Consider the following 21,062-nt stretch of genomic DNA (forward strand, 5'->3'; position numbering starts at 1 on the left):
ATGATGACAAAATGGTTACACGGCATGTCGAAAACATCGAAACCCGTGGCAGAGCGCTAACAAGGCGCTCCGATTCCTGTTGGCAATAGAGGTATTTTATGGACAATCGACCACTGTTCCAAGCAAGGTGGTCCTGGGGGCCATTGGCAGCCTGTACGCTGCTTCCCATCGCTCTACTGTGTTTCTGGTTATGGCCTATTGGCCAGATCCTGTGCCTGACTTTCGACGAATGGCTGTTCCACAGCCTCAATGCACCACTGGCCGACCACACGGCCTGGCGCTACATCTGGACCGTCGGCAGCCTGCGTCCCTTCGATATCGTCGTTGGCCTGATCCTGCTGACCGTGCTGATCCGCGGCAATTGGGTGTTCAAGGCCAGCCAGGTACGCGAAGCCTTCTTTGGCTTTCTGGTCACGCTGATCCTATTAGTGGTGATTCGCGCGCTGTTTTCCAAGTGGGTGGATGCAATGGGCTGGCAACACGACAGCCCGTCGATGGTGCTGGACAACGTCGTGCACCTGAGCAGCTACTACCCGAACCTGGAAAAGGCCTGGGAACTCAAGGACCGCTCCAGCAGCAGCTTCCCGGGTGACCACGCCTCGGTACTGCTGATCTGGGCGCTGTTCATGAGCCTGTTCAGCCGTCGCCTGGTGCAGCACCTGGTGACCTGGGCGCTGGCCTTGCTGTTCATGATGCCGCGGCTGGTGGCCGGCGCGCACTGGGGGCAGGACGACTACATCGGCGGCTTGCTGATGGCGGTACTGGCGCTGGGCTGGAGCTGTCATACGCCGTTGGCGGCCAAGGGCAGTGCGCTGCTGCTGCGCTGGACGGCGCCTTTGTTCAGGATCGCGAAGAAGGTGCCGATGGTCGGGCGCTTGGCTGTTATCCGCTAACATTCTGAGCAATTCCTGTGGGAGCGGGTTTACCCGCGAACACCGGCGAAGCCGGTGCCAAGCTCCGCGTCGCCTTCTTCGCGGGTAAACCCGCTCCCACAGGTTATGCGGCGCGCTTGCTGCACCAGCGCGGCTATTCAAAACTCCCATGCAGCTGGTGAATCTGCCGCCGCTGCTTCTTGTTCGGCCGGCCATCGGTACTCACCCCCATCGCCCCCGCCTTGCGCAGCTCGGCCGCCTGTTCCCGGCGTCGCACGCTTTCCTCGGTCTCCTCATACAGCGTCTGCGCCTCGGGCGCCCCACGCCGCACGATCGACAGTGCCTTGACCACCACGGTACGCTCGTCGAAACCGGTGCGCAGCACGAACTCATCGCCCACCCGCGGCTCCTTGCCCGGCTTGCAGCGCTCGCCCCGGCAATGCACCTTGCCGCTCTCGATCGCCGCCTTGGCCAGGGCGCGGGTCTTGTAGAAGCGCGCCGCCCACAGCCATTTGTCCAGGCGGACCTTGTCGTCGTCCTCGGCTTTTTGTGCCATCGCGTTTCCTCGAATTCTGTCTTTCATCGAACTGTACTACCTTCACTAACGGATGCAAAAAGTCCCAGGCGTGCTTACAGTTCACCACCTTATCCGCAGGGTGTGCTTCGTGAAGAAATTTGACCATCTGACAGTGATCGGCCTGCGCGAGTGGATAGCCCTGCCCGACCTCGGCGTGGCGGGCCTGCGCGCCAAGATCGATACCGGCGCCAGCACCTCCAGCCTGCATGCCACCGAAGTGGAGCCGTTCGAGCGCGACGGCCAGCCCTGGGTGCGCTTCACCGCGCACCTGGGCTCGGTGGTGCAGCTGCGCCACCGCCGCTGCGAAGCGCCGTTGGTGACGATGAAGACCATCAAGAGCTCCAACGGCCAGGCGCAGACCCGCTACGTGATCCGCACTTCGCTGGCCCTGGGCGATGCGGTGTGGGAAGTCGAGTTCACCCTGGCCTGCCGCAAGAACATGCGCTATCGCCTGCTGCTGGGCTCCAAGGCGCTTATCCAGGGCCAGCTGGTGGTCAACCCTGGCCTCAAGTACGTACAAGACAAACCGGCCTACCCGGCCACTCTCTCTCCTGTCACAGGTGCTGCATGAAGATCGCTGTGCTGTCGCGCAATCCGCGTCTGTATTCCACCCGCCGCCTGGTCGAAGCCGGCATCCAGCGGGGCCATGAAATGGTGGTGATCGACACCCTGCGGGCCTACATGAACATCGCCAGCCACAAGCCGCAGATCCACTACCGCGGCAAGCCGCTGGAAGGTTTCGACGCGGTGATCCCGCGCATTGGCGCATCGGTGACCTTCTATGGCTGCGCCGTCCTGCGCCAGTTCGAGATGATGGGCGTATACCCGCTCAACGAGTCGGTGGCGATTGCCCGCTCACGCGACAAGCTGCGCTCGCTGCAACTGCTCTCGCGCCGTGGCATCGGCCTGCCGATCACCGGTTTCGCGCATTCACCGGACGACATCCCGGACCTGATCCAGATGGTCAATGGCGCGCCACTGGTGATCAAGGTGCTCGAAGGGACTCAAGGCATCGGCGTGGTCCTGTGCGAAACCACCCAGGCCGCAGAGTCGGTGATCGAGGCGTTCATGGGGCTGAAGCAGAACATCATGGTCCAGGAATACATCAAGGAAGCCGGTGGCGCCGACATCCGCTGCTTCGTGGTGGGTGACAAGGTGATCGCCTCGATGAAGCGCCAGGCCAAGCCGGGCGAGTTCCGCTCCAACCTGCACCGGGGCGGTGTCGCCAGCCTGATCAAGATCACCCCCGAGGAACGGATCACGGCCATTCGCGCAGCCAAGGTGATGGGCTTGAGCGTCGCGGGTGTGGATATCCTGCGTTCCAACCATGGGCCGCTGGTGATGGAGGTGAACTCGTCGCCAGGACTGGAGGGTATCGAGGTGACCACCGGCAAGGACGTGGCCGGGATGATCATCGAGCACCTGGAAAAGAATGGCGGGCCGAATCAGACCCGGACCAAGGGCAAGGGTTGATTCAAGCCTGTACCGGCCTCTTCGCGGCTGAAGCCGCTCCCACAGGGGCCACACCATCCCCTGTGGGAGCGGCTTCAGCCGCGAAGAGGCCGGCAAGGCTCACACGGCATTGCGCGGCAGCAACAACCCCAGCGGCAACCGCACCCGTGCCTCGATCCCGCCGCCCGACCGGTTGCGCAACTCGACATTGCCGCCATGCTGCGCCGCGATCCGCTTGACGATCGCCAACCCCAGCCCGGTGCCCTTGCCACCCCGTGCCCGGTCCCCGCGAATGAACGGGTTGAAGATGGTCTCCAGCTCCGACTCGTCGATCCCGGCACCTCGGTCCAGCACGCTCATGACCACGTAGGGTGCACTCTCTTCACCGGACACATAGGCCGCCACCTCGACGCCTCTGCCAGCATGGTGCAGGGCATTGCCGATCAGGTTGCCCAGCATGCGCTTGAGCGACACCCGGCGCAGCGGGAACGGCGGGATCGGCTCCAGGCACAGGCGCACGCGTTGTTCCGGCTGGTTGTAAGGCGCCACCACCTCGCGCACCAGTTCGGCCAGGTCGACCTCCTCCACCGGCTCGTCGCGGCCGTCGCGGATGAATGCCAGGAACTGGTCGAGAATCGCGTCCATGTCCTCGATGTCGCGGACCATGTCATCGCTCAACTCGTTGTCGCTGTCCAGCAACGACAAGGACAAGCGCAACCGCGTCAACGGCGTGCGCAGGTCGTGGGAAACCCCCGCCAGCATCAGTTCACGCTCGCGCCCGGCCTGCTCGACATCCTCGGCCATCTGGTTGAAGGCGCGGTACACCTCGGTCATTTCGCTGGGCGTATCGCTGATCGGCAGGCGCACGCTACGCCCCTGGCCGACCTGGCGGGCGGCGAACACCAGGCGCTTGAGCGGTTGGTTGAGCTGACGCACGAAGATCCACGCCGAGGCGGTCGACAGCAGGCCGATGGCCAGGAACCAGCCCAGCACGTTCCAGATCTTCTGCCCGCGCAGCGGGTGGGGATAGAGCGGTACCTTCAGCCAGCCCGGGCCGAGGCTCGGCGCGTTGACCCACAGCGCCGGTGGCGCATGGATGCGCAAGCGTACTTCGGTGTCTTCACCCAGCTCAGCCTGCATCTGCCGCTGGTAGATTTCGCTGTACGGCCAGTGCTGCTCACCCTCCGGCACACCGGAACCGGTGACGCGGATCAGCCCGGCGGCCTCGGCGATCTTGTCGCGGTTCTCTTCATCCGCGGCCCAATAGGCGCGCAGGGTCAGCGCCACGCCGTGGCTGTACTGCCGATCGACCAGCACGTCCTCGTTCATCAGCAGGTAGACCAGGGTCAACGCCTTGGAGAACAGGACGACGATCAGCACCAGCCACAAGGTGCGGGCAAAGAAGCTTTGCGGGAACCAGAGCGGTGTTTTCATCGACGGCGCGGCATCATTTGCCGGCGTTTCCGTCCGGGACGAACACGTAGCCCACGCCCCAGACCGTCTGGATGTAGCGAGGCTTGGACGGGTCCGGCTCGATCATGCGGCGCAGGCGCGACACCTGGACGTCGATGGAGCGCTCCAGGGCATCCCACTCGCGGCCACGGGCCAGGTTCATCAGCTTGTCGCGGGTCAGCGGCTCGCGGGCATGCATCACCAGTGCCTTGAGCACGGCGAATTCGCCGGTGGTCAGCATGTGCACTTCGTTGCCACGCTTGAGCTCGCGGGTGGCCAGCGACAGCTCGTAATCGCCGAAGGTGACGATTTCATCCTCGCTGCCCGGCGCGCCCGGCACGCTCGGCGACTGGCGACGCAGCACGGCCTTGACCCGTGCCATCAGCTCGTCCGGGTTGAACGGCTTGCCCAGGTAGTCGTCGGCACCCAGTTCCAGCCCCTTGATGCGGCTGAGCTCGTCGCCCTTGGCGGTGAGCATGATGATCGGGATCTGGTTGTTCGACTGGCGCAGCCGCTTGCACGCGGACAGGCCGTCCTCGCCAGGCAGCATCAGGTCGAGCACCACCAGGTTGAACACCTCGCGCTGCAGCAGGCGGTCCATCTGTTCGGTGTTCGGCACCGCGCGGGCGCGGTAGCCCTTGCTGGTGAAGAAACGCTCCAGCAGGCTGCTGAGCCCCGGGTCGTCGTCGACGATGAGAATCTTTTCACCTTCTGCGGTGTTTGCGGTGCCGGTCATGAATAACTCCTCTGAGATCGCCGCGCATTATGGCGTAGCCAACGCTGCACGTGCCGTGAGCATTGTTAGCAGATTTTTCCCCCGGCGCCACTTCCCACTGGCCGGGCGCCATCACCGCAAGCGGTTGCCGATGGGTATAATGCGCCGCTTTCATCCAGCGCCAGCGGGCGAACGGCCGGCGGCGACCCCCGTATTCAGACATGTCAGGTGGTACTCATGGACAGCATCAACAGCCGAATCGCCGAGGAACTGGGCGTACGCCCGCAGCAGGTCGAGGCGGCCGTGGGCCTGCTGGACGAAGGCTCGACCGTGCCCTTCATCGCCCGTTACCGCAAGGAAGTCACCGGTAGCCTCGACGACACCCAGCTGCGTCACCTGGAAGAACGCCTGCGCTACCTGCGCGAACTCGACGAGCGACGCGCCAGCATCCTCTCGAGCATCGAGGAACAGGGCAAACTGACCCCGGAACTGGCCCGCGAGATCAAGCTGGCCGACACCAAGACCCGCCTCGAAGACCTCTACCTGCCGTACAAGCAGAAGCGTCGCACCAAGGGCCAGATCGCCCTGGAAGCCGGCCTCGGCGCGCTGGCCGACGGCCTGTTCGACGACCCGAACCTGGCCCCGGAAAGCGAAGCGGCACGCTTCGTCGACGCGGAAAAAGGCGTGGCCGACGTCAAGGCCGCCCTGGAAGGCGCCAAGTACATCCTCATGGAGCGCTTCGCCGAAGACGCCGCCCTGCTCGACAAGCTGCGCAACTTCCTCAAGCAGGAAGCAGTGCTCAGCGCCCGCGTGGTGGCCGGCAAGGAAGAAGAAGGCGCCAAGTTCCGCGACTACTTCGCCCATGACGAACTGCTGCGCAACGCCCCGTCGCACCGTGCCCTGGCGATTTTCCGCGGGCGCAACGAAGGCGTGCTGAGCGCCTCGCTGAAGGTCGGCGAAGAGCTGCCGGGCACCCTGCACCCGTGCGAAGTGATGATCGGCAACCATGTCGGCGTGGAAAACCGCAGCCGCCCGGCCGACAAGTGGCTGGGTGAAGTGGTTCGCTGGACCTGGAAGGTCAAGCTCTACACCCACCTGGAAACCGACCTGTTCGGCGAGCTGCGCGACAACGCCGAAGGCGAGGCGATCAACGTCTTCGCCCACAACCTGCACGACCTGCTGCTGGCCGCCCCGGCCGGCCCGCGCGCCACCCTGGGCTTCGACCCGGGCCTGCGCACCGGCTGCAAGATCGCCGTGGTCGACGCCACCGGCAAGCTGCTCGACCACACCACGGTCTACCCGCACGCCCCGAAGAACGACTGGGACCGCACCATTGCCATCATGGCCGCGCTGTGCGCCAAGCACTCGGTGGAGCTGATCGCCATCGGCAACGGCACCGCCAGCCGCGAGAGCGACAAGCTGGTGGCCGAGCTGGTCAAAAAATATCCAGCCCTGAAGATCACCAAGATCATGGTCTCCGAGGCCGGCGCCTCGGTGTACTCGGCCTCCGAGCTGGCAGCCCGCGAATTCCCGGACCTCGACGTGTCGATCCGCGGCGCCGTGTCGATCGCCCGCCGCCTGCAGGACCCGCTGGCCGAGCTGGTCAAGATCGACCCGAAATCCATCGGTGTCGGCCAGTACCAGCACGACGTCTCCCAGCTCAAGCTGGCCCGCGGCCTGGACGCCGTGGTCGAAGACTGCGTGAACGCCGTGGGCGTCGACGTCAACACCGCCTCGGTGGCGCTGCTGACGCGCATCTCCGGCCTCAATGCCACCCTGGCCCAGAACATCGTCGCCCACCGCGACGCCAACGGCCCGTTCGCCACCCGCGCGGCGCTGAAAAAGGTCAGCCGCCTGGGTGAAAAAACCTTCGAACAGGCTGCCGGCTTCCTCCGCGTGATGAACGGCGACAACCCGCTCGACGCCTCCGCCGTGCACCCCGAGGCCTACCCGCTGGTGCAACGCATCGCCGCCGGCACCGAGCGCGACATCCGCTCGCTGATCGGCGACAGCGGCTTCCTCAAGCGCCTGGACCCGAAGAAGTTCACCGACGAGACCTTCGGCCTGCCGACCGTCACCGACATCCTCCAGGAACTGGACAAACCCGGCCGCGATCCGCGCCCCGAGTTCAAGACCGCCACCTTCCAGGACGGCGTCGAGGACCTCAAGGACCTGGAGCCGGGCATGATCCTCGAAGGCGTGGTGACCAACGTCACCAACTTCGGTGCCTTCGTCGACATCGGCGTGCACCAGGACGGCCTGGTGCACATCTCGGCGCTGTCGGAGAAGTTCATCAAGGACCCGCGCGAAGCGGTCAAGGCCGGCGACGTGGTCAAGGTCAAGGTCATGGAAGTGGACATCCCGCGCAAGCGCGTCGGCCTGTCCATGCGCATGAGCGACACCCCGGGCGAGAAGGTCGAGGGCAACCGCGGCGGCAACCGTGGCAACGCCGGCAACCGCCAGCAGCAAGCGCCGCGCCAGCGTGAAAGCGCCACTGCCGCCCCGGCCAACAACGCCATGGCCTCGCTGTTCGCCAACGCCAAACAGCTGAAGAAGAAGTGATGGACATCCCCAAGGAGGTGGTCCAGAGCGCCTACAGCCAGCTTCTCGGCTGCCGCGTGCAACGCCTGGACACGGGCGTTGCCGAAGTGGCCCTGGCGCTCGAACCACAGCTGCGCAACCGCGGCCAGAAGCTGCACGGCGGGGCGATCTTCAGCCTGGTCGACATCGCCATGGGCCTGGCCTGCTCGGCCAGCCACGGTTTCGATCAGCAGAGCGTGACCATCGAGTGCAAGATCAACTACCTGCGCGCCGTCAGCGACGGTGAAGTGCTGTGCACCGCCCGCGTGCTGCATGCCGGGCGCCGCACCCTGGTGGTCGAAGCCGACGTAGCTCAGGGCGACAAACTGGTGGCGAAAGCGCAAGGAACCTTCGCGGTTCTCTAGCTCACCAAGGGGTATCTGCGGTATTTTTCGGCAGTGCGCTGGCACTGCCGGAACCGCGTAAACCAGGCGACAACGCCAGTTCCTTTTTTCCTACCCTTGTAGACCGTCATCTCTACCCCCATATTGGGGCGACTGACGCGTGAAGGAATACATCTTGAGCGACCTCCTCAACCGCCGCCTGAGCCTGCTCGGCGCCAATCTCCCCCTGCTCGAGCAGTGCCTGCACGGTATTGAGCGCGAATGCCTGCGCGTGACCGACGAAGGCCGCCTGGCCCAGACGCCGCACCCCGAAGCCCTGGGTTCGGCGCTGACCAACGAGCAGATCACCACCGATTATTCCGAGTCGCTGCTGGAGTTCATCACCCCGGCCCTGGCGGACCCGGCCAAGGTGCTCGAGAGCCTCGAACAGACCCACCGCTTCGTCTACAGCAAGCTGGGTAGCGAATACCTGTGGAGCCCGTCGATGCCCTGCGTGCTGCCGGCCGAGGAGGACATCCCGATCGCCGAGTACGGCAGCTCCAACATCGGCAAGCTCAAGCATGTCTACCGCAAGGGCCTGGCCCTGCGCTACGGCCGCACCATGCAGTGCATCGCCGGCATCCACTACAACTTCTCCCTGCCCGAAGCCCTGTGGCCGCTGCTGCGCGATGCCGAAGGCGGCGAGCAAAGCGACCGCGACTACCAGTCCTCGGCGTACATCGCGCTGATCCGCAACTTCCGCCGCTACAGCTGGCTGCTGATGTACCTGTTCGGCGCCTCGCCGACCCTGGACAAGGGCTTCCTGCGCGGCCGCCCGCACCAGCTAGAAGAGCTGGACGCCGAAACCCTGTACCTGCCCTACGCCACCAGCCTGCGCATGAGCGACCTGGGCTACCAGAGCAACGCCCAGGCCGGCCTCACGCCCTGCTACAACAACCTCGCCAGCTACACCGACAGCCTGCGCAAGGCGGTGGGCACGCCCTACCCGCCCTATGTCGAGGTCGGCACGCATGTGGATGGCGAGTGGGTGCAGCTGAACACCAACATCCTGCAGATCGAGAACGAGTACTACTCGAACATCCGCCCCAAGCGCGTCACCTACACCGGCGAGCGGCCGATCCAGGCCCTGACCTCGCGCGGCGTGCAGTACGTCGAGGTGCGCTGCCTGGACATCAACCCGTTCCTGCCGGTGGGCATCGACCTCACCGAAGCACGCTTCCTCGACGCCTTCCTGCTGTTCTGCGCCCTCGAAGAAAGCCCGCAGCTGGACAACGGCGAATGCGGCCAGTGCACCGACAACTTCCTCACCGTGGTCAAGGAAGGTCGCCGCCCAGGCCTGGAGCTGCATCGTGCCGGCCAGCCAATCACGCTGAAGGCGTGGGCCACCGAGTTGATCGAACGCATTGGCCAGTTGGCCGGGCTGCTCGACCAGGCCCACGGCGGTGACGCCCACGCCAAGGCCCTGGAAGCACAGCAGGCCAAGGTCGACGACCCTGAACTGACGCCGTCGGCCCAGGTCCTGGCGCGCATGACCGAGCACGACGAGAGCTTCATCCAGTTCTCCCTGCGCCAGAGCCGCCTGCACGCAGAGGCCTTCCGCGAGCAGCCGCTGTCGGGCGAGCAGCAACAGCACTTCGAGACCCTCGCCCGGGAATCGCTGGCCAAGCAGTCCGAACTGGAGCAGGAAGAGGTCGGCGACTTCGACCTGTTCGTCGGCGCCTACCAGGCCAGCATCCTGGCGATCAGCAACTGATGAGCCGCACCCCCTCCGCACGCAAGCCACGCGCCAGCAGCCAGGCCAGGATCGACACGATCCTGGCGGCCGCACGCGAGTTGCTGGCCGGGCAAGGGGTGGCGGCGTTGTCGATCTACAGCGTGGCCGAACGGGCGCAGATCCCGCCGTCGTCGGTGTATCACTTCTTCGCCAGCGTGCCTGCCCTGCTGGAGGCTTTGACCGCCGACGTGCACCGGGCCTTCCGCGAGGCCTTGAGCGCGCCCATCGACAGCAGCGCGTTTGCCACCTGGCACGCGCTGTCGCGGCTGATCGAGCAACGCATGCTCGACATCTACAACGGCGATGCCGCGGCGCGGCAGTTGATCCTGGCCCAGCATGGGCTCAGCGAAGTGGTGCAGGCCGACCGCCAGCACGACATGGAGCTGGGTGAACTGATGGGCAAGCTGTTCGACCAGCACTTCCAGTTGCCGGTGATGCCGGCCGATGTGGATGTGTTTGCCCTGGCGATGGAGTTGAGCGACCGGGTGTATGCGCGCTCGGTGCAGCTGCACGAGACGATCACCCCGCGCATGGCCGAGGAAGGCAAGCGGGTGTTCGAGGCGTATCTGGGGCTTTATCTGCCGCCTTTCCTGGCCAAGCGTTCCTGATACCTTGGGGCCGCTCTGCGGCCCTTTCGCGACACAAGGCCGCTCCTACAGGCATCACGCGGTTTCTGTAGGAGCGGCCTTGTGTCGCGAAAGGGCTGCAACGCAGCCCCGATATCGAGCAGCGCCTTCACAGCTTGGCGATGGACACTTCAGTCGACTTCACGAAGGCAATCACTTCACTGCCCACCTGCAGCTCCAGCTCTTTCACAGAGCGGGTGGTAATCACCGAAGTGACGATGCCAGAGGCGGTCTGCACGTCGATTTCCGACAATACCGGGCCTTCGAGGATTTCTTTGACGGTGCCTTTGAACTGGTTGCGGACGTTGATCGCTTTGATGGTCATGGCTTGCTTCCTTCTCTTAGGGTTCAGTGCGCCCAACGCAGCTGCGTGGGCAAAGGGGCTACAGGGTCCGGCTCGGGCGTGGTGCCCGGGGCCGACAGAACACGGTCGAGTACTTCGCTTTCCAACGCGGCGAGGCGGTGCGAGCCCCGCGCCCTGGGCCTTGCCAGATCGACGTCGAGGTCCAGGCCGACTTCACCCTCCTCGATCAGGATCACCCGGTCAGCGATGGCGACCGCCTCGTTGACGTCATGGGTGACCAACAGCACGGTGAAGCCGTGCTGACGCCACAGGCGTTCGATCAGTTGCTGCATCTCGATGCGGGTCAGCGCATCCAGTGCGCCCAGCGGCTCGTCCAGCAGCAGCAGGCGCGGCTGGTGGATCAAGGCGCGGGCCAGGGCCACACGCTGCTTCTGGCCGCCGGACAGGGCGGCGGGCCACTCGTTGGCGCGATCCGCCAGGCCGACCGCCTCCAGCGCATCCAATGCACGCTGGCGCCAATCACCGCTCAACCCCAGGCCGACGTTGTCGATCACCTTCTTCCAGGGCAGCAGGCGCGCGTCCTGGAACATCAGGCGGGTTTCCTCGCGGGCCTCGCTCAGCGGCGCGGCACCGGCCAGCAACTCGCCGGAGGTGGGCTGGTCGAGCCCGGCCAGCAGGCGCAGCAAGGTGCTCTTGCCGCAACCACTGCGCCCGACGATGGCGACGAACTGGCCGGCCGGGACGTGCAGGTCGATCCCTTTCAAGACTTCCCGTTGGCCAAAGGCCTTGCGCAGGCCGTTCGAGGCCAGCGGGATGCCACGCAGCAGGCGCGGCGGTTGTGCTTTGAGCACGGTCATCACGCGCCCTCCTTCTTGGCAACCTGGTAGGCCGGATGCCAGCGCAGCCACACCCGTTCCAGGCCGCGGGCGGCCAGGTCGGCGAGCTTGCCGAGCACGGCGTACAGGACGATGGCCAGCACCACCACGTCGGTTTGCAGGAATTCACGGGCATTCATCGCCAGGTAACCGATGCCGGCATTAGCCGAAATGGTCTCGGCGACGATCAGGGTCAGCCACATGAAGCCCAGGGCGAAACGCACACCGACCAGGATCGATGGCAGCGCACCGGGCAGGATCACCTGGCGGAACAGGCCGAAGCCGGACAGCCCATAGCTGCGGGCCATTTCCACCAGCGCCGGGTCGACGTTGCGGATGCCGTGGTAGGTGTTCAGGTAGATCGGGAACAGCGTGCCCAGGGCGACCAGGAAGATCTTCGCCGACTCGTCGATGCCGAACCACAGGATCACCAGCGGGATCAGCGCCAGGTGCGGCACGTTGCGGATCATCTGCACCGAACTGTCGAGCAGGCGTTCGCCCCAGTTCGACAGGCCGGTGATGAAGCCCAGCACCAGGCCGATGCTGCCGCCGATGACGAAGCCCAGGCCGGCACGCCAGCCGCTGATGGCCAGGTGGTTCCAGATCTCGCCGCTGCGCACCAGCTCGACACCAGCGCTGACCACCGCGCTCGGCGCCGGCAGGATGCGCGTCGACAGCCAGCCGGCGCTGACCGCCAGCTGCCAGGCCGCCAGCAGCAGCACGGGCAGGGCCCACGGCGCCAGGCGCTGGCTCAGGGTGATGGAAGTTGCACGACTCATGGCCCGGCCCTCAGCTCTGCGCGACGGACTTGGGCAGGATGTCGTTGGCGACCATTTCGCCGAACGGGCTCACGTAGCCACCGGCCTTGGCCTGCTCCGGGCGTTGCACGTCCAGGTGCGGGAACAGCAGCTCGGCCACGCGGTACGACTCTTCCAGGTGCGGATAGCCAGAGAAGATGAAGGTGTCGATGCCCAGGGCCGCGTATTCCTTGACCCGCGCCGCCACGGTCGGGCCATCGCCGACCAGCGCGGTACCGGCACCGCCACGCACCAGGCCGACGCCGGCCCACAGGTTGGGGCTGACTTCCAGCTTGTCGCGGTTGCCGTTGTGCAGGGCGGCCATGCGCTGCTGGCCAACCGAGTCGAAGCGCGCCAGCGAGGCCTGGGCGCGGGCGATGGTGTCGTCGTCCAGGTGCGAAATCAGCTTGTCGGCGGCGGCCCAGGCCTCTGCGTTGGTTTCCCGCACGATCACGTGCAGGCGGATGCCGAAGCGCACTTCGCGGCCTTGGGCGGCGGCTTTCTCACGCACCTGGGCGATCTTCTCGGCCACCGCGCTTGGCGGCTCGCCCCAGGTCAGGTACAGCTCGACCTGCTCGGCGGCAAGGTCTTGCGCAGCCTCCGAGGAGCCGCCGAAGTACAGCGGCGGACGTGGCTGCTGGATTGGCGGGTAGAGCAGCTTGGCGCCCTTCACCTGGATGTGCTTGCCGTCGTAATCGACCGTTTCACCTTCCAGCACCTTGCGCCAGATGCGGGTGAATTCGACCGAGGCTTCGTAGCGTTCCTGATGGTTCAGGTGCAGGCCGTCGCCGGCCAGTTCGTCCGGGTCGCCGCCGGTGACCAGGTTGAACAGCGCGCGGCCGTTGGACAGGCGGTCGAGGGTGGCGGCCTGGCGCGCGGCCACGGTCGGCGAAATGATGCCCGGGCGCAGGGCGACCAGGAACTTCAGGCGCTGGGTCACCGGGATCAGCGACGCCGCCACCAGCCAGGAGTCCTCGCAGGAGCGCCCGGTGGGGATCAGCACGCCACCGAAGCCGAGGCGGTCGGCAGCCTGGGCGATCTGTTGCAGGTAGCCATGGTCGACCGCGCGGGCGCCGTCGGAGGTGCCCAGGTACTTGCCGTCACCGTGGGTCGGTAGGAACCAGAAGATGTTCAGGCTCATTGGAGTTGTCTCCTCAAGGGTGGCTCAAGCCGGAGCGGCGCTCCGGCGGGGGCGAATCGATCAAGGCGCGCTGGCGACCTTGGCGGGCGGTGTCCAGATCACGTCCTTGATGCTCAGCGGCTTGGGAATCAGCTTGAGCGCCTGGAAGGTGTCGGCGATCTTCTGTTGCGCGGCTACCACTTGCGGGGTGAGCGGCGCGGCGCCGTAGCCCTGGCGCTTCACCGAGGTCAGGGTGATGTCGGCGGGCAGGCCGAGCAGCGGCGCCACCTGGTCGGTGACCTCCTGCGGGTTGGCCTGGGACCACTCGCCGACGGCGCGCACTTCGTCGATCAGGGTGCTGATCACCGCCGGGTGCTGGGTCGCGTAATTACGGGTGGCGAGGTAGAACTGGTGGTTGTCGACCAGGCCCTTGCCGTCACGCAGGGTGCGGGCCTGCAACTGCTGCTCGGCGGCGGCCTGGTACGGGTCCCAGATCACCCAGGCGTCGACGCTGCCGCGCTCGAAGGCGGCGCGGGCATCGGCAGGCGGCAGGTAGACAGGCTGGATGTCGCTGTACTTGAGGCCGGCATCGTCAAGGGCGCGGACCAGCAGGTAGTGGACATTGGAGCCTTTGTTGAAGGCGACTTTCTTGCCCTTGAGGTCTTTCACCGACTGGATCGGCGAGCCTTTCGGCACGAGGATGGCTTCGCTGTGCGGTGCCGGTGGCTCATAGGCCACGTAGAGCAGGTCGGCGCCGGCGGCCTGGGCGAACACTGGCGGGGTTTCGCCGGTGACACCGAAATCGATGGAGCCGACGTTGAGCCCTTCGAGCAGCTGCGGGCCGCCGGGGAATTCGGTCCATTGCACCTGCACGCCTTGCTCGGCCAGGCGCTTCTCCAGCGTGCCCTTGGCCTTGAGCAGCACCAGCGTGCCGTATTTCTGGTAACCGATGCGCAGGCTCTCGGCCTGGGCTTGGGTGATGGCGCCGAAGGACACAGCCGCCGCAAACAGGGCGACCAGACCACGACGCAAGAAGATTGTGCGCATGGCGCTCTCCTGATGCGATGGGGTTCGGGTTGCACCTGCTTGCCTCGTTGTCGGGCGAGTAAGGTGGTGGAGCGATGGCTTGGCCGGTCAGTGGTTTCGGCGTTGCCTGGTGTTCTGTTGGAGTGACATTACCAGTCTGTTCATATATCTAGAAATCATATTTTTTCATTTGGTTATTCCATTTTATTTTTTTGTTTTAATGGCCTTTTCGCGGGCAAGCCCGCTCCCACAGGAGACGCGCAAAGCCTTGATCCACTGCATTACCTGTGGGAGCGGGCTTGCCCGCGAAGAAGCCAGCCTTTTTCCACAGGCATAAAAAAGGGCCGTCGAAACGGCCCGAAAATCCCTGCTATGGCTAAGAGCAATGCAACGAGGAATTCATCAACGATTGGGTTGCGGGGTCAGCCGCAGGTAGGGCTTCACTGCCCGGTAACCTTTCGGGAAGCGCTGCTTGATCTCCTCTTCGTCCTTCAGCGAAGGCACGATCACCACCTCGTCGCCGTCCTGCCAGTTACCCGGCGTGGCGACCTTGTGGTTGTCGGTCAGCTGCAGCGAATCGATCACCCGCAGGATCTCGTTGAAGTTGCGCCCGGTACTGGCCGGATAGGTGATGGTCAGGCGCACCTTCTTGTTCGGGTCGATGACGAACAGCGAGCGCACGGTGAGGGTGTCGCTGGCGTTGGGGTGGATCAGGTCGTACAGGTCGGAGACCTTGCGGTCGGCGTCGGCGATGATCGGGAAGTTGACCACGGTGTTCTGGGTCTCGTTGATGTCCTCGATCCACTTGTGGTGCGAGTCGACCGGGTCCACCGACAGGGCGATGGCCTTGACCCCGCGCTTGGCGAAGTCGTCCTTGAGCTTGGCGGTCAGCCCCAGCTCGGTGGTGCACACCGGGGTGAAGTCGGCCGGGTGGGAGAACAGCACACCCCAGCTGTTGCCGAGCCATTCGTGGAAGCGGATCTTGCCTTCGCTGGATTCCTGTTCGAAGTCGGGGGCGATGTCGCCGAGTTTGAGGCTCATGGGGTGCGGCTCCTGTGCTGTGTGCTGACCGTGTGGGTTCAATGTGCCTGTATCTGATTAAAAACAAAAAGAATAAATAATGATTTATTTATAACTTTATTGAATACGGAATCGCAGGCACAAAAAAGCCTCGCGCTAGGCGAGGCTTCTTATGGGGCTACGACTTACATGAAGGCGTAAGTGTAGTTCACGATGAAGCGAGTTTGATCCTTGTCGTTCGCGGAGCTGGTGCCGGTACCGCGATAAACACCCTGACGCAGGCTGAAGCCCAGGCCTTTCAGGACGCCGTCTTGCAGTACATAGTCGACGCGCGCATCACGCTCCCACTCACTGAAGGTGCCATGGCCATTCTGGTTACGGCCATCTTCACCACGCAGGTAGGCTACCGATGCCTTCAGACCAGGTACGCCCAGGCGAGCGAAATCGTACGAGTACTGACCGAAGGTGGTGTTCTCACCCGCTTTGGCGAACTGGTTGATCATGCTGTCGGTGAACAGGTAGAAGCTTGCACCGCCGGCGCCTTCGTCAACCAGGCTGCCTTGGTTCAGCCACACAAAGCCACCGTCATCGTTGACCTGCTGGTGGCCCAGCATCAACGCGTGACCACCCAGGGTGTAGGTGAACATCGCAGACCAGGTCTTGTTGTTGACCTCGTTCTTGTCCTTCGCGTAACCGCCGTTGTTGTTGAAGAAGTAGCCAGTCTGGCCATTCTTCCCGTCCTTGCTGCTATCGAAGTAGCGCAAGTCGGTCTTGAACGACTGGTCCTGATCGATCTGGAACAGGTGGGTCAGGCCCAGGAAGTGCTGCTTGTAGTAGTCTTCCAGGTTCGAGTAGTAGTACTGCAGGGTCAGGTCTTTGGTGAGCTTGTAGTCCAGACCACCGTAGCGGAACTTGTTGCTTTCCTGAACGCCGCCAGCAACAGCCAGCCCAGTACGGTTGCTCGAAGCACGGCCCATCGCGTGGGTCAGCTGACCGGCGTTGATGGTCAGGTTGTCGATTTCCTTCGACTGGATGGTGCCACCCTCGAAGGTTTGTGGCAGCAGACGACCATCGTTGGCAACAAGGATCGGCAGGTTAGGCGCCAGGGCGCTGCCGTAGTGAACTTCGGTCTTGGAGAAGCGAGCCTTGGCGTTCGCACCCAGACGTGCCCACTGCTTCTCTGCGGAACCATCGGAGTCGCTAGGGAAGAAGCTGCTGCCGTTGGCGTGGTAGCCCTTGCCACCATCCAGGTGGATACCCCACAGAGCCTGGGCATCGACACCAAAACCAACGGTACCCTGGGTGAAGCCGGAAATGTAGTCGAGTTTGAAGCCTTGACCCGACTCACGCGTGTCAGGACGCGGCTTGGCGTCTGGCGCTTCACGGTTGTCGTCGTTGAAATACATGGTGCGCGAGCTGAGCGACAGCTTGCTGTCCTCGATGAAACCGGCAGCGCCTGCGGATTGGGCGATAACCCCCAGTGCCACGGCCAGAGCCAGGCTGGACTTGTACATGTTTTGCTCCTCTACGTTCTAATTCTTGTGTATCTCTAAGCGGCAAGGTCTTATGCCCCGCTCACCGTGGATGGGCGATTAGCCCCAAAGCGTGACCCTCTAGTCAATCATTTCCAGACATTTCACGACTTTGGTCTAAGACACCCCCTGCGCTACAGGATAATGACAATCCTATAAATCCAAAATGACCGTTTTGTGAAATTCTAAGATTTTTACGGAATATCATCGGAACCTTTACTGCGAAATGCTGTATCGGCAGCGCGCAATCATACCTTTAGGTTATTTGCAAACGTTTGCCGACCAGTCACCCACCGAACCCCCTCGGTGGGGAGGGGAAAGAGACTAGCAGTGCTCCCTTGTTCCGCCAGTACCCTTCCCTGCCTCCACCGGCGTTAGCGCCTTTGCATCCTAAGCTAATGCAAAAAAGTTATTTATTTCTATATTCTTAGATCATTTAGTCTTCTCGTCATCCCGCACATCCCCTTGCCTGACGAGAGGTTCAATCATGATCCCGCATGCTCCGCTGCGCCTGTTCGCCGCCCTGACCCTCGCCAGCGCCAGCTGGCTGGCCCAGGCCGCCGACCTGACGGTGGCCTACCAGACCACCGTCGACCCGGCCAAGGTCGCCCAGGTCGATGGCGACTACGAAAAAGCCAGCAAGGCCAGCATCGACTGGCGCAAGTTCGACAATGGCGCCGACGTGATCACCGCCGTGGCCAGTGGCGACGTGCAGATCGGCTACCTCGGTTCCAGCCCGCTGGCCGCCGCCGCCACCCGCAAGCTGCCGGTCGAGACCTTTCTCATCGCCACGCAGATCGGTGCCGGCGAAGCACTGGTCGCCCGCGACACCATCAAGACGCCCCAGGACCTGATCGGCAAGAAGGTCGCCGTGCCGTTCGTTTCCACCGGCCACTACAGCCTCCTCGCCGCCCTGAAACAGTGGAACATCGACCCGGCCAAGGTGCAGATCCTCAACCTCGCCCCGCCAGCGATCATCGCCGCCTGGAAGCGCGGCGACATCGACGCCACCTACGTCTGGGACCCGGCCCTGGGCGTGGCCAAGGAAAACGGCAAGGTGCTGATCACCTCCGGTGACCTGGCGAAAAAAGGCGCGCCGACCTTCGACGCCTGGATCGTGCGCAAGGACTTCGCCGCCAAGCACCCGGACGTGGTCAAGGCCTTCGCCAAGGTCACCCTCGACGCCTACGCCGACTACCGCAAGGACCCGCAAGCCTGGCTCGCCGACCAGGGCAACGTGGCCAAGCTGGCCAAGCTCTCCGGTGCCAAGCCGGGCGACATCCCGCTGCTGCTGCAAGGCAACGTCTACCCGCTGGCCGCCGACCAGGCCAAGGCCCTGGGCGCGCCGACCACCCAGGCGCTGACCGACACCGCCACCTTCCTCAAGCAACAGGGCAAGGTCGACGCGGTGCTGCCGGACTACGCGCCGTACGTCAGCGCCCAGTACATCCCCAACTAAGCACGACGGAGCCTGCCATGGCCTTGCTCGAACTGGAGCGCATCAGCGCACAGTACCCCGGCGCCGCCACCCCGGTGCTGGCCGACATCAACCTGAGCCTGGGCCCGCGCCAGCTGCTGGTGGCCCTCGGGCCATCGGGCAGCGGCAAGACCTCGCTGCTCAACCTCATCGCAGGCTTCGTCGCCCCCAGCGGCGGGCGCATCAGCCTCGACGGTGTGCCGGTGCAAGGCCCCGGTGCCGAGCGTGGCGTGGTGTTCCAGGACGATGCCTTGCTGCCCTGGCAGAACGTGCTCGGCAACGTCGCTTTCGGCCTGCAACTGGCCGGTGTTCCCCGCGCCCAGCGCGAAGCCAAGGCCCGCGAGATGCTCGCCCTGGTCGATCTCGACGGCTTCGGCGAACGGCGTATCTGGCAACTCTCCGGCGGCCAGAAGCAGCGCGTGGGCCTGGCCCGGGCGCTGGCGGCCGACCCACGGGTGCTGTTGATGGACGAACCGTTCGGCGCCCTCGATGCCTTTACCCGCGAGCAGATGCAGGAGCTGTTGCTGCAGGTCTGGCAGCGTACCGCCAAGCCGGTGTTCCTGATCACCCACGACATCGAGGAAGCGGTATTCCTGGCCAGCGAGCTGGTATTGCTGGCGCCCAACCCCGGCCGCGTGGTCGAGCGCCTGCAGCTGGACTTCGGCCAACGCTACGCCGCTGGCGAGTCGGCCCGGGCGATCAAGTCCGACCCCCGCTTCATCGAAACCCGCGAGCACGTCCTGGCCCGCGTGTTCTCGCAACGCCAAAGCCTGCAGGAGCGCGCATGATGAGCAGCCTGAACCTGCCGGTCAGCGGCAAGCAAGACACCCCAACCCGGCCGGCCGCCAAGGTGCGCCGCCCGCTTTCCACCCGCTGGATCAGCACCCTGACCCTCGCCAGCCTGCTGCTGGCCTGGTGGCTGGTGACCGCCGTCGGCTGGATCGAGCCGCTGTTCCTGCCCTCGCCCGGCGACATCCTGGCCAAAGGCTGGTCCCTGCTCACCCAGGGCTACATGGACGCCAGCCTGTGGCAACACCTGGGCGCGAGCCTGGGGCGCATCGGCCTGGCCCTGGGCGCTGCGACCCTGACCGCGATCCCGGTCGGCATCGCCATCGGCTACAACCGCGTGGCCCGCGGCATCCTCGACCCGCTGATCGAGTTCTACCGGCCGATCCCACCGCTGGCCTACCTGCCGCTGATCGTCATCTGGTGCGGCATCGGCGAGTTGTCCAAGGTGCTGCTGATCTACCTGGCGATCTTCGCCCCGATCGCCATCGCCACCGCCACCGGCGTGCGCACCGTCGACCCGGCCAAGCTGCGTGCCGCACAGTCGCTGGGGGCGAGCAAGGCGCAACTGATCCGCCACGTGATCCTGCCCAGCGCCCTGCCCGACATCCTCACCGGCATCCGCATCGGCCTGGGCGTCGGCTGGTCGACCCTGGTCGCCGCCGAGCTGATCGCCGCCACCAGCGGCCTGGGCTTCATGGTGCAGTCGGCGGCGCAGTTCCTGGTCACCGACGTGGTGGTGCTGGGCATCCTGCTGATCGCCCTGATCGCCTTCGCCCTGGAGATGGGCCTGCGCGCCCTGCAACGCAAGCTGGTGCCCTGGCATGGCCAGAGCCACTGATTCGACTGACCACGCCAGCAGCCTGGCGCCTGATTGAAGAGACCGACATGAGCCTGACCATCACCCCCCTCAGCCCGGCGCTCGGCGCGCAGATCAGCGGCGTCGACATCAGCCGCGACATCAGCGAGACAGAGCGCGATGCCATCGAGCAGGCGCTGCTCCGGCACCAGGTGCTGTTCTTCCGCGACCAACCGATCGAGCCCGAGCAGCAGGCGCGCTTCGCTGCCCGTTTCGGCGACCTGCACATCCACCCGATCTATCCCAACGTGCCGGAAACACCCCAGGTGCTGATCCTCGACACGGCGGTCACCGACGTGCGTGACAACGCCGTGTGGCACACCGACGTGACCTTCCTGCCGACCCCGGCGCTGGGCGCGGTGCTCAGCGCCAAGCAGTTGCCGGCCTATGGCGGCGACACCCTGTGGGCCAGTGGCATTGCGGCGTTCGAAGCCTTGTCGGCGCCACTGCGCGGGTTGCTCGACGGCTTGACCGCCACCCATGACTTCACCAAGTCGTTCCCGCTGGAGCGCTTCGGCACCACGGCCGAAGACCTGGCGCGCTGGGAAGCGACCCGGCGCAACAACCCGCCGCTGTCGCACCCGGTGGTACGCACGCATCCGGTGAGCGGGCGCAAGGCGTTGTTCGTCAACGAAGGGTTCACCACACGCATCAATGAACTGAGCGAGCTGGAAAGCGAGGCGTTGCTGAAGCTGCTGTTCGCCCATGCGACGCGGCCGGAGTTCAGCATTCGCTGGAGGTGGCAGGAGAATGACGTGGCGTTCTGGGACAACCGCGTGACCCAGCATTTTGCGGTGGATGATTACCGGCCCAACCGGCGGGTGATGCACCGGGCGACCATCCTGGGGGATGCCCCCTTCTGAGACATCCTGCT

At 64.7% G+C, this 21,062-nt stretch carries 21 protein-coding genes; 11 read left to right on the plus strand and 10 right to left on the minus strand.

Features of this window, described 5'->3' with window-relative positions:
• Positions 1-98: 98 nt before the first annotated feature.
• On the plus strand, positions 99-893 hold the full coding sequence (locus tag ACIP21_RS05255; RefSeq protein ID WP_400684789.1) for a phosphatase PAP2 family protein: 795 nt from the start codon (positions 99-101) through the stop codon (positions 891-893).
• A gap of 133 nt (positions 894-1,026) precedes the next feature.
• On the opposite strand, the gene ACIP21_RS05260 is transcribed toward ACIP21_RS05255, so the two are convergent.
• Positions 1,027-1,428, minus strand: coding sequence for an RNA-binding S4 domain-containing protein (locus tag ACIP21_RS05260; protein WP_400684792.1), 402 nt, complete (start codon positions 1,426-1,428; stop codon positions 1,027-1,029).
• Positions 1,429-1,537: 109 nt separating this feature from the next.
• Between ACIP21_RS05260 and ACIP21_RS05265 the strand changes: the two genes are divergently transcribed.
• Together ACIP21_RS05265 and rimK are read left to right on the plus strand one after the other, a co-directional pair.
• Positions 1,538-2,020, plus strand: a complete 483-nt coding sequence (locus ACIP21_RS05265) for an ATP-dependent zinc protease (protein ID WP_400684795.1) — start codon at positions 1,538-1,540, stop codon at positions 2,018-2,020.
• On the plus strand, positions 2,017-2,922 hold the full coding sequence (gene rimK, locus ACIP21_RS05270; protein WP_400684798.1) for a 30S ribosomal protein S6--L-glutamate ligase: 906 nt from the start codon (positions 2,017-2,019) through the stop codon (positions 2,920-2,922). Before ACIP21_RS05265 ends, rimK begins: the two co-directional genes overlap by 4 nt.
• Before the next feature lie 99 nt (positions 2,923-3,021).
• Here the strand turns inward: rimK and ACIP21_RS05275 are convergent, their stop codons facing one another.
• Positions 3,022-4,335, minus strand: coding sequence for an ATP-binding protein (locus tag ACIP21_RS05275; RefSeq protein ID WP_400684801.1), 1,314 nt, complete (start codon positions 4,333-4,335; stop codon positions 3,022-3,024).
• Between the two features lie 13 nt (positions 4,336-4,348).
• Positions 4,349-5,089, minus strand: a complete 741-nt coding sequence (gene ompR, locus ACIP21_RS05280; protein ID WP_400684804.1) for a two-component system response regulator OmpR — start codon at positions 5,087-5,089, stop codon at positions 4,349-4,351.
• Between the two features lie 216 nt (positions 5,090-5,305).
• On the opposite strand from ompR, the gene ACIP21_RS05285 reads away from it, so the two are divergent.
• From ACIP21_RS05285 to ACIP21_RS05300, 4 genes are all read left to right on the plus strand, one after another.
• Entirely contained in the window at positions 5,306-7,630 is a 2,325-nt protein-coding gene (locus tag ACIP21_RS05285; RefSeq protein ID WP_400684807.1) for a Tex family protein, read from the plus strand.
• Positions 7,630-8,013: a PaaI family thioesterase gene (locus ACIP21_RS05290; RefSeq protein ID WP_400684810.1), complete on the plus strand. Its 384-nt coding sequence runs from the start codon at positions 7,630-7,632 to the stop codon at positions 8,011-8,013. The genes ACIP21_RS05285 and ACIP21_RS05290 overlap by 1 nt, the downstream gene beginning before the upstream one ends.
• Before the next feature lie 154 nt (positions 8,014-8,167).
• Positions 8,168-9,745, plus strand: a complete 1,578-nt coding sequence (gene gshA / locus ACIP21_RS05295) for a glutamate--cysteine ligase (protein WP_400684813.1) — start codon at positions 8,168-8,170, stop codon at positions 9,743-9,745.
• The gene (locus ACIP21_RS05300; protein ID WP_400684815.1) at positions 9,745-10,374 is read left to right on the plus strand and encodes a TetR/AcrR family transcriptional regulator; all 630 of its coding nucleotides are present in this window, start codon (positions 9,745-9,747) and stop codon (positions 10,372-10,374) included. The genes gshA and ACIP21_RS05300 overlap by 1 nt, the downstream gene beginning before the upstream one ends.
• A gap of 127 nt (positions 10,375-10,501) precedes the next feature.
• Here ACIP21_RS05300 and ACIP21_RS05305 read toward each other — a convergent pair whose 3' ends face one another.
• The 7 genes from ACIP21_RS05305 to ACIP21_RS05335 all read right to left on the minus strand — a co-directional run bounded on the left by ACIP21_RS05305 (position 10,502) and on the right by ACIP21_RS05335 (position 17,048).
• Positions 10,502-10,717 carry a molybdopterin-binding protein gene (locus ACIP21_RS05305; RefSeq protein ID WP_008095172.1) on the minus strand — a complete coding sequence of 72 codons (216 nt, stop codon included), beginning with the start codon at positions 10,715-10,717 and terminating at the stop codon, positions 10,502-10,504.
• Between the two features lie 23 nt (positions 10,718-10,740).
• Complete coding sequence (gene ssuB / locus ACIP21_RS05310) at positions 10,741-11,553, minus strand: aliphatic sulfonates ABC transporter ATP-binding protein (RefSeq protein WP_400684818.1); 813 nt, start codon at positions 11,551-11,553, stop codon at positions 10,741-10,743.
• Positions 11,553-12,350 carry an aliphatic sulfonate ABC transporter permease SsuC gene (gene ssuC, locus ACIP21_RS05315; RefSeq protein WP_400684821.1) on the minus strand — a complete coding sequence of 266 codons (798 nt, stop codon included), beginning with the start codon at positions 12,348-12,350 and terminating at the stop codon, positions 11,553-11,555. The genes ssuB and ssuC overlap by 1 nt, the downstream gene beginning before the upstream one ends.
• A 10-nt stretch (positions 12,351-12,360) precedes the next feature.
• Entirely contained in the window at positions 12,361-13,509 is a 1,149-nt protein-coding gene (gene ssuD / locus ACIP21_RS05320; RefSeq protein ID WP_400684824.1) for an FMNH2-dependent alkanesulfonate monooxygenase, read from the minus strand.
• A 60-nt stretch (positions 13,510-13,569) separates the two neighbouring features.
• Positions 13,570-14,535 carry a sulfonate ABC transporter substrate-binding protein gene (locus tag ACIP21_RS05325; RefSeq protein WP_400684826.1) on the minus strand — a complete coding sequence of 322 codons (966 nt, stop codon included), beginning with the start codon at positions 14,533-14,535 and terminating at the stop codon, positions 13,570-13,572.
• Positions 14,536-14,916: 381 nt separating this feature from the next.
• Positions 14,917-15,555: a peroxiredoxin gene (locus ACIP21_RS05330; RefSeq protein ID WP_400684829.1), complete on the minus strand. Its 639-nt coding sequence runs from the start codon at positions 15,553-15,555 to the stop codon at positions 14,917-14,919.
• A gap of 164 nt (positions 15,556-15,719) precedes the next feature.
• Complete coding sequence (locus ACIP21_RS05335) at positions 15,720-17,048, minus strand: OprD family porin (RefSeq protein ID WP_400684832.1); 1,329 nt, start codon at positions 17,046-17,048, stop codon at positions 15,720-15,722.
• Between the two features lie 505 nt (positions 17,049-17,553).
• Between ACIP21_RS05335 and tauA the strand changes: the two genes are divergently transcribed.
• From tauA to tauD, 4 genes are read left to right on the plus strand one after another with little or no spacing between them, the layout of a single operon-like run.
• On the plus strand, positions 17,554-18,525 hold the full coding sequence (gene tauA / locus ACIP21_RS05340) for a taurine ABC transporter substrate-binding protein (RefSeq protein ID WP_400684835.1): 972 nt from the start codon (positions 17,554-17,556) through the stop codon (positions 18,523-18,525).
• A gap of 17 nt (positions 18,526-18,542) precedes the next feature.
• Complete coding sequence (gene tauB / locus ACIP21_RS05345; protein WP_400684837.1) at positions 18,543-19,331, plus strand: taurine ABC transporter ATP-binding subunit; 789 nt, start codon at positions 18,543-18,545, stop codon at positions 19,329-19,331.
• On the plus strand, positions 19,331-20,170 hold the full coding sequence (tauC, locus tag ACIP21_RS05350; RefSeq protein ID WP_400684840.1) for a taurine ABC transporter permease TauC: 840 nt from the start codon (positions 19,331-19,333) through the stop codon (positions 20,168-20,170). Before tauB ends, tauC begins: the two co-directional genes overlap by 1 nt.
• A 47-nt stretch (positions 20,171-20,217) precedes the next feature.
• Positions 20,218-21,051: a taurine dioxygenase gene (gene tauD, locus ACIP21_RS05355; RefSeq protein WP_400684843.1), complete on the plus strand. Its 834-nt coding sequence runs from the start codon at positions 20,218-20,220 to the stop codon at positions 21,049-21,051.
• The last annotated feature ends 11 nt before the right edge of the window (positions 21,052-21,062 follow it).

The sequence above is a fragment of the Pseudomonas sp. NPDC089401 genome (genome assembly GCF_044749485.1).
Lineage (GTDB): Bacteria > Pseudomonadota > Gammaproteobacteria > Pseudomonadales > Pseudomonadaceae > Aquipseudomonas.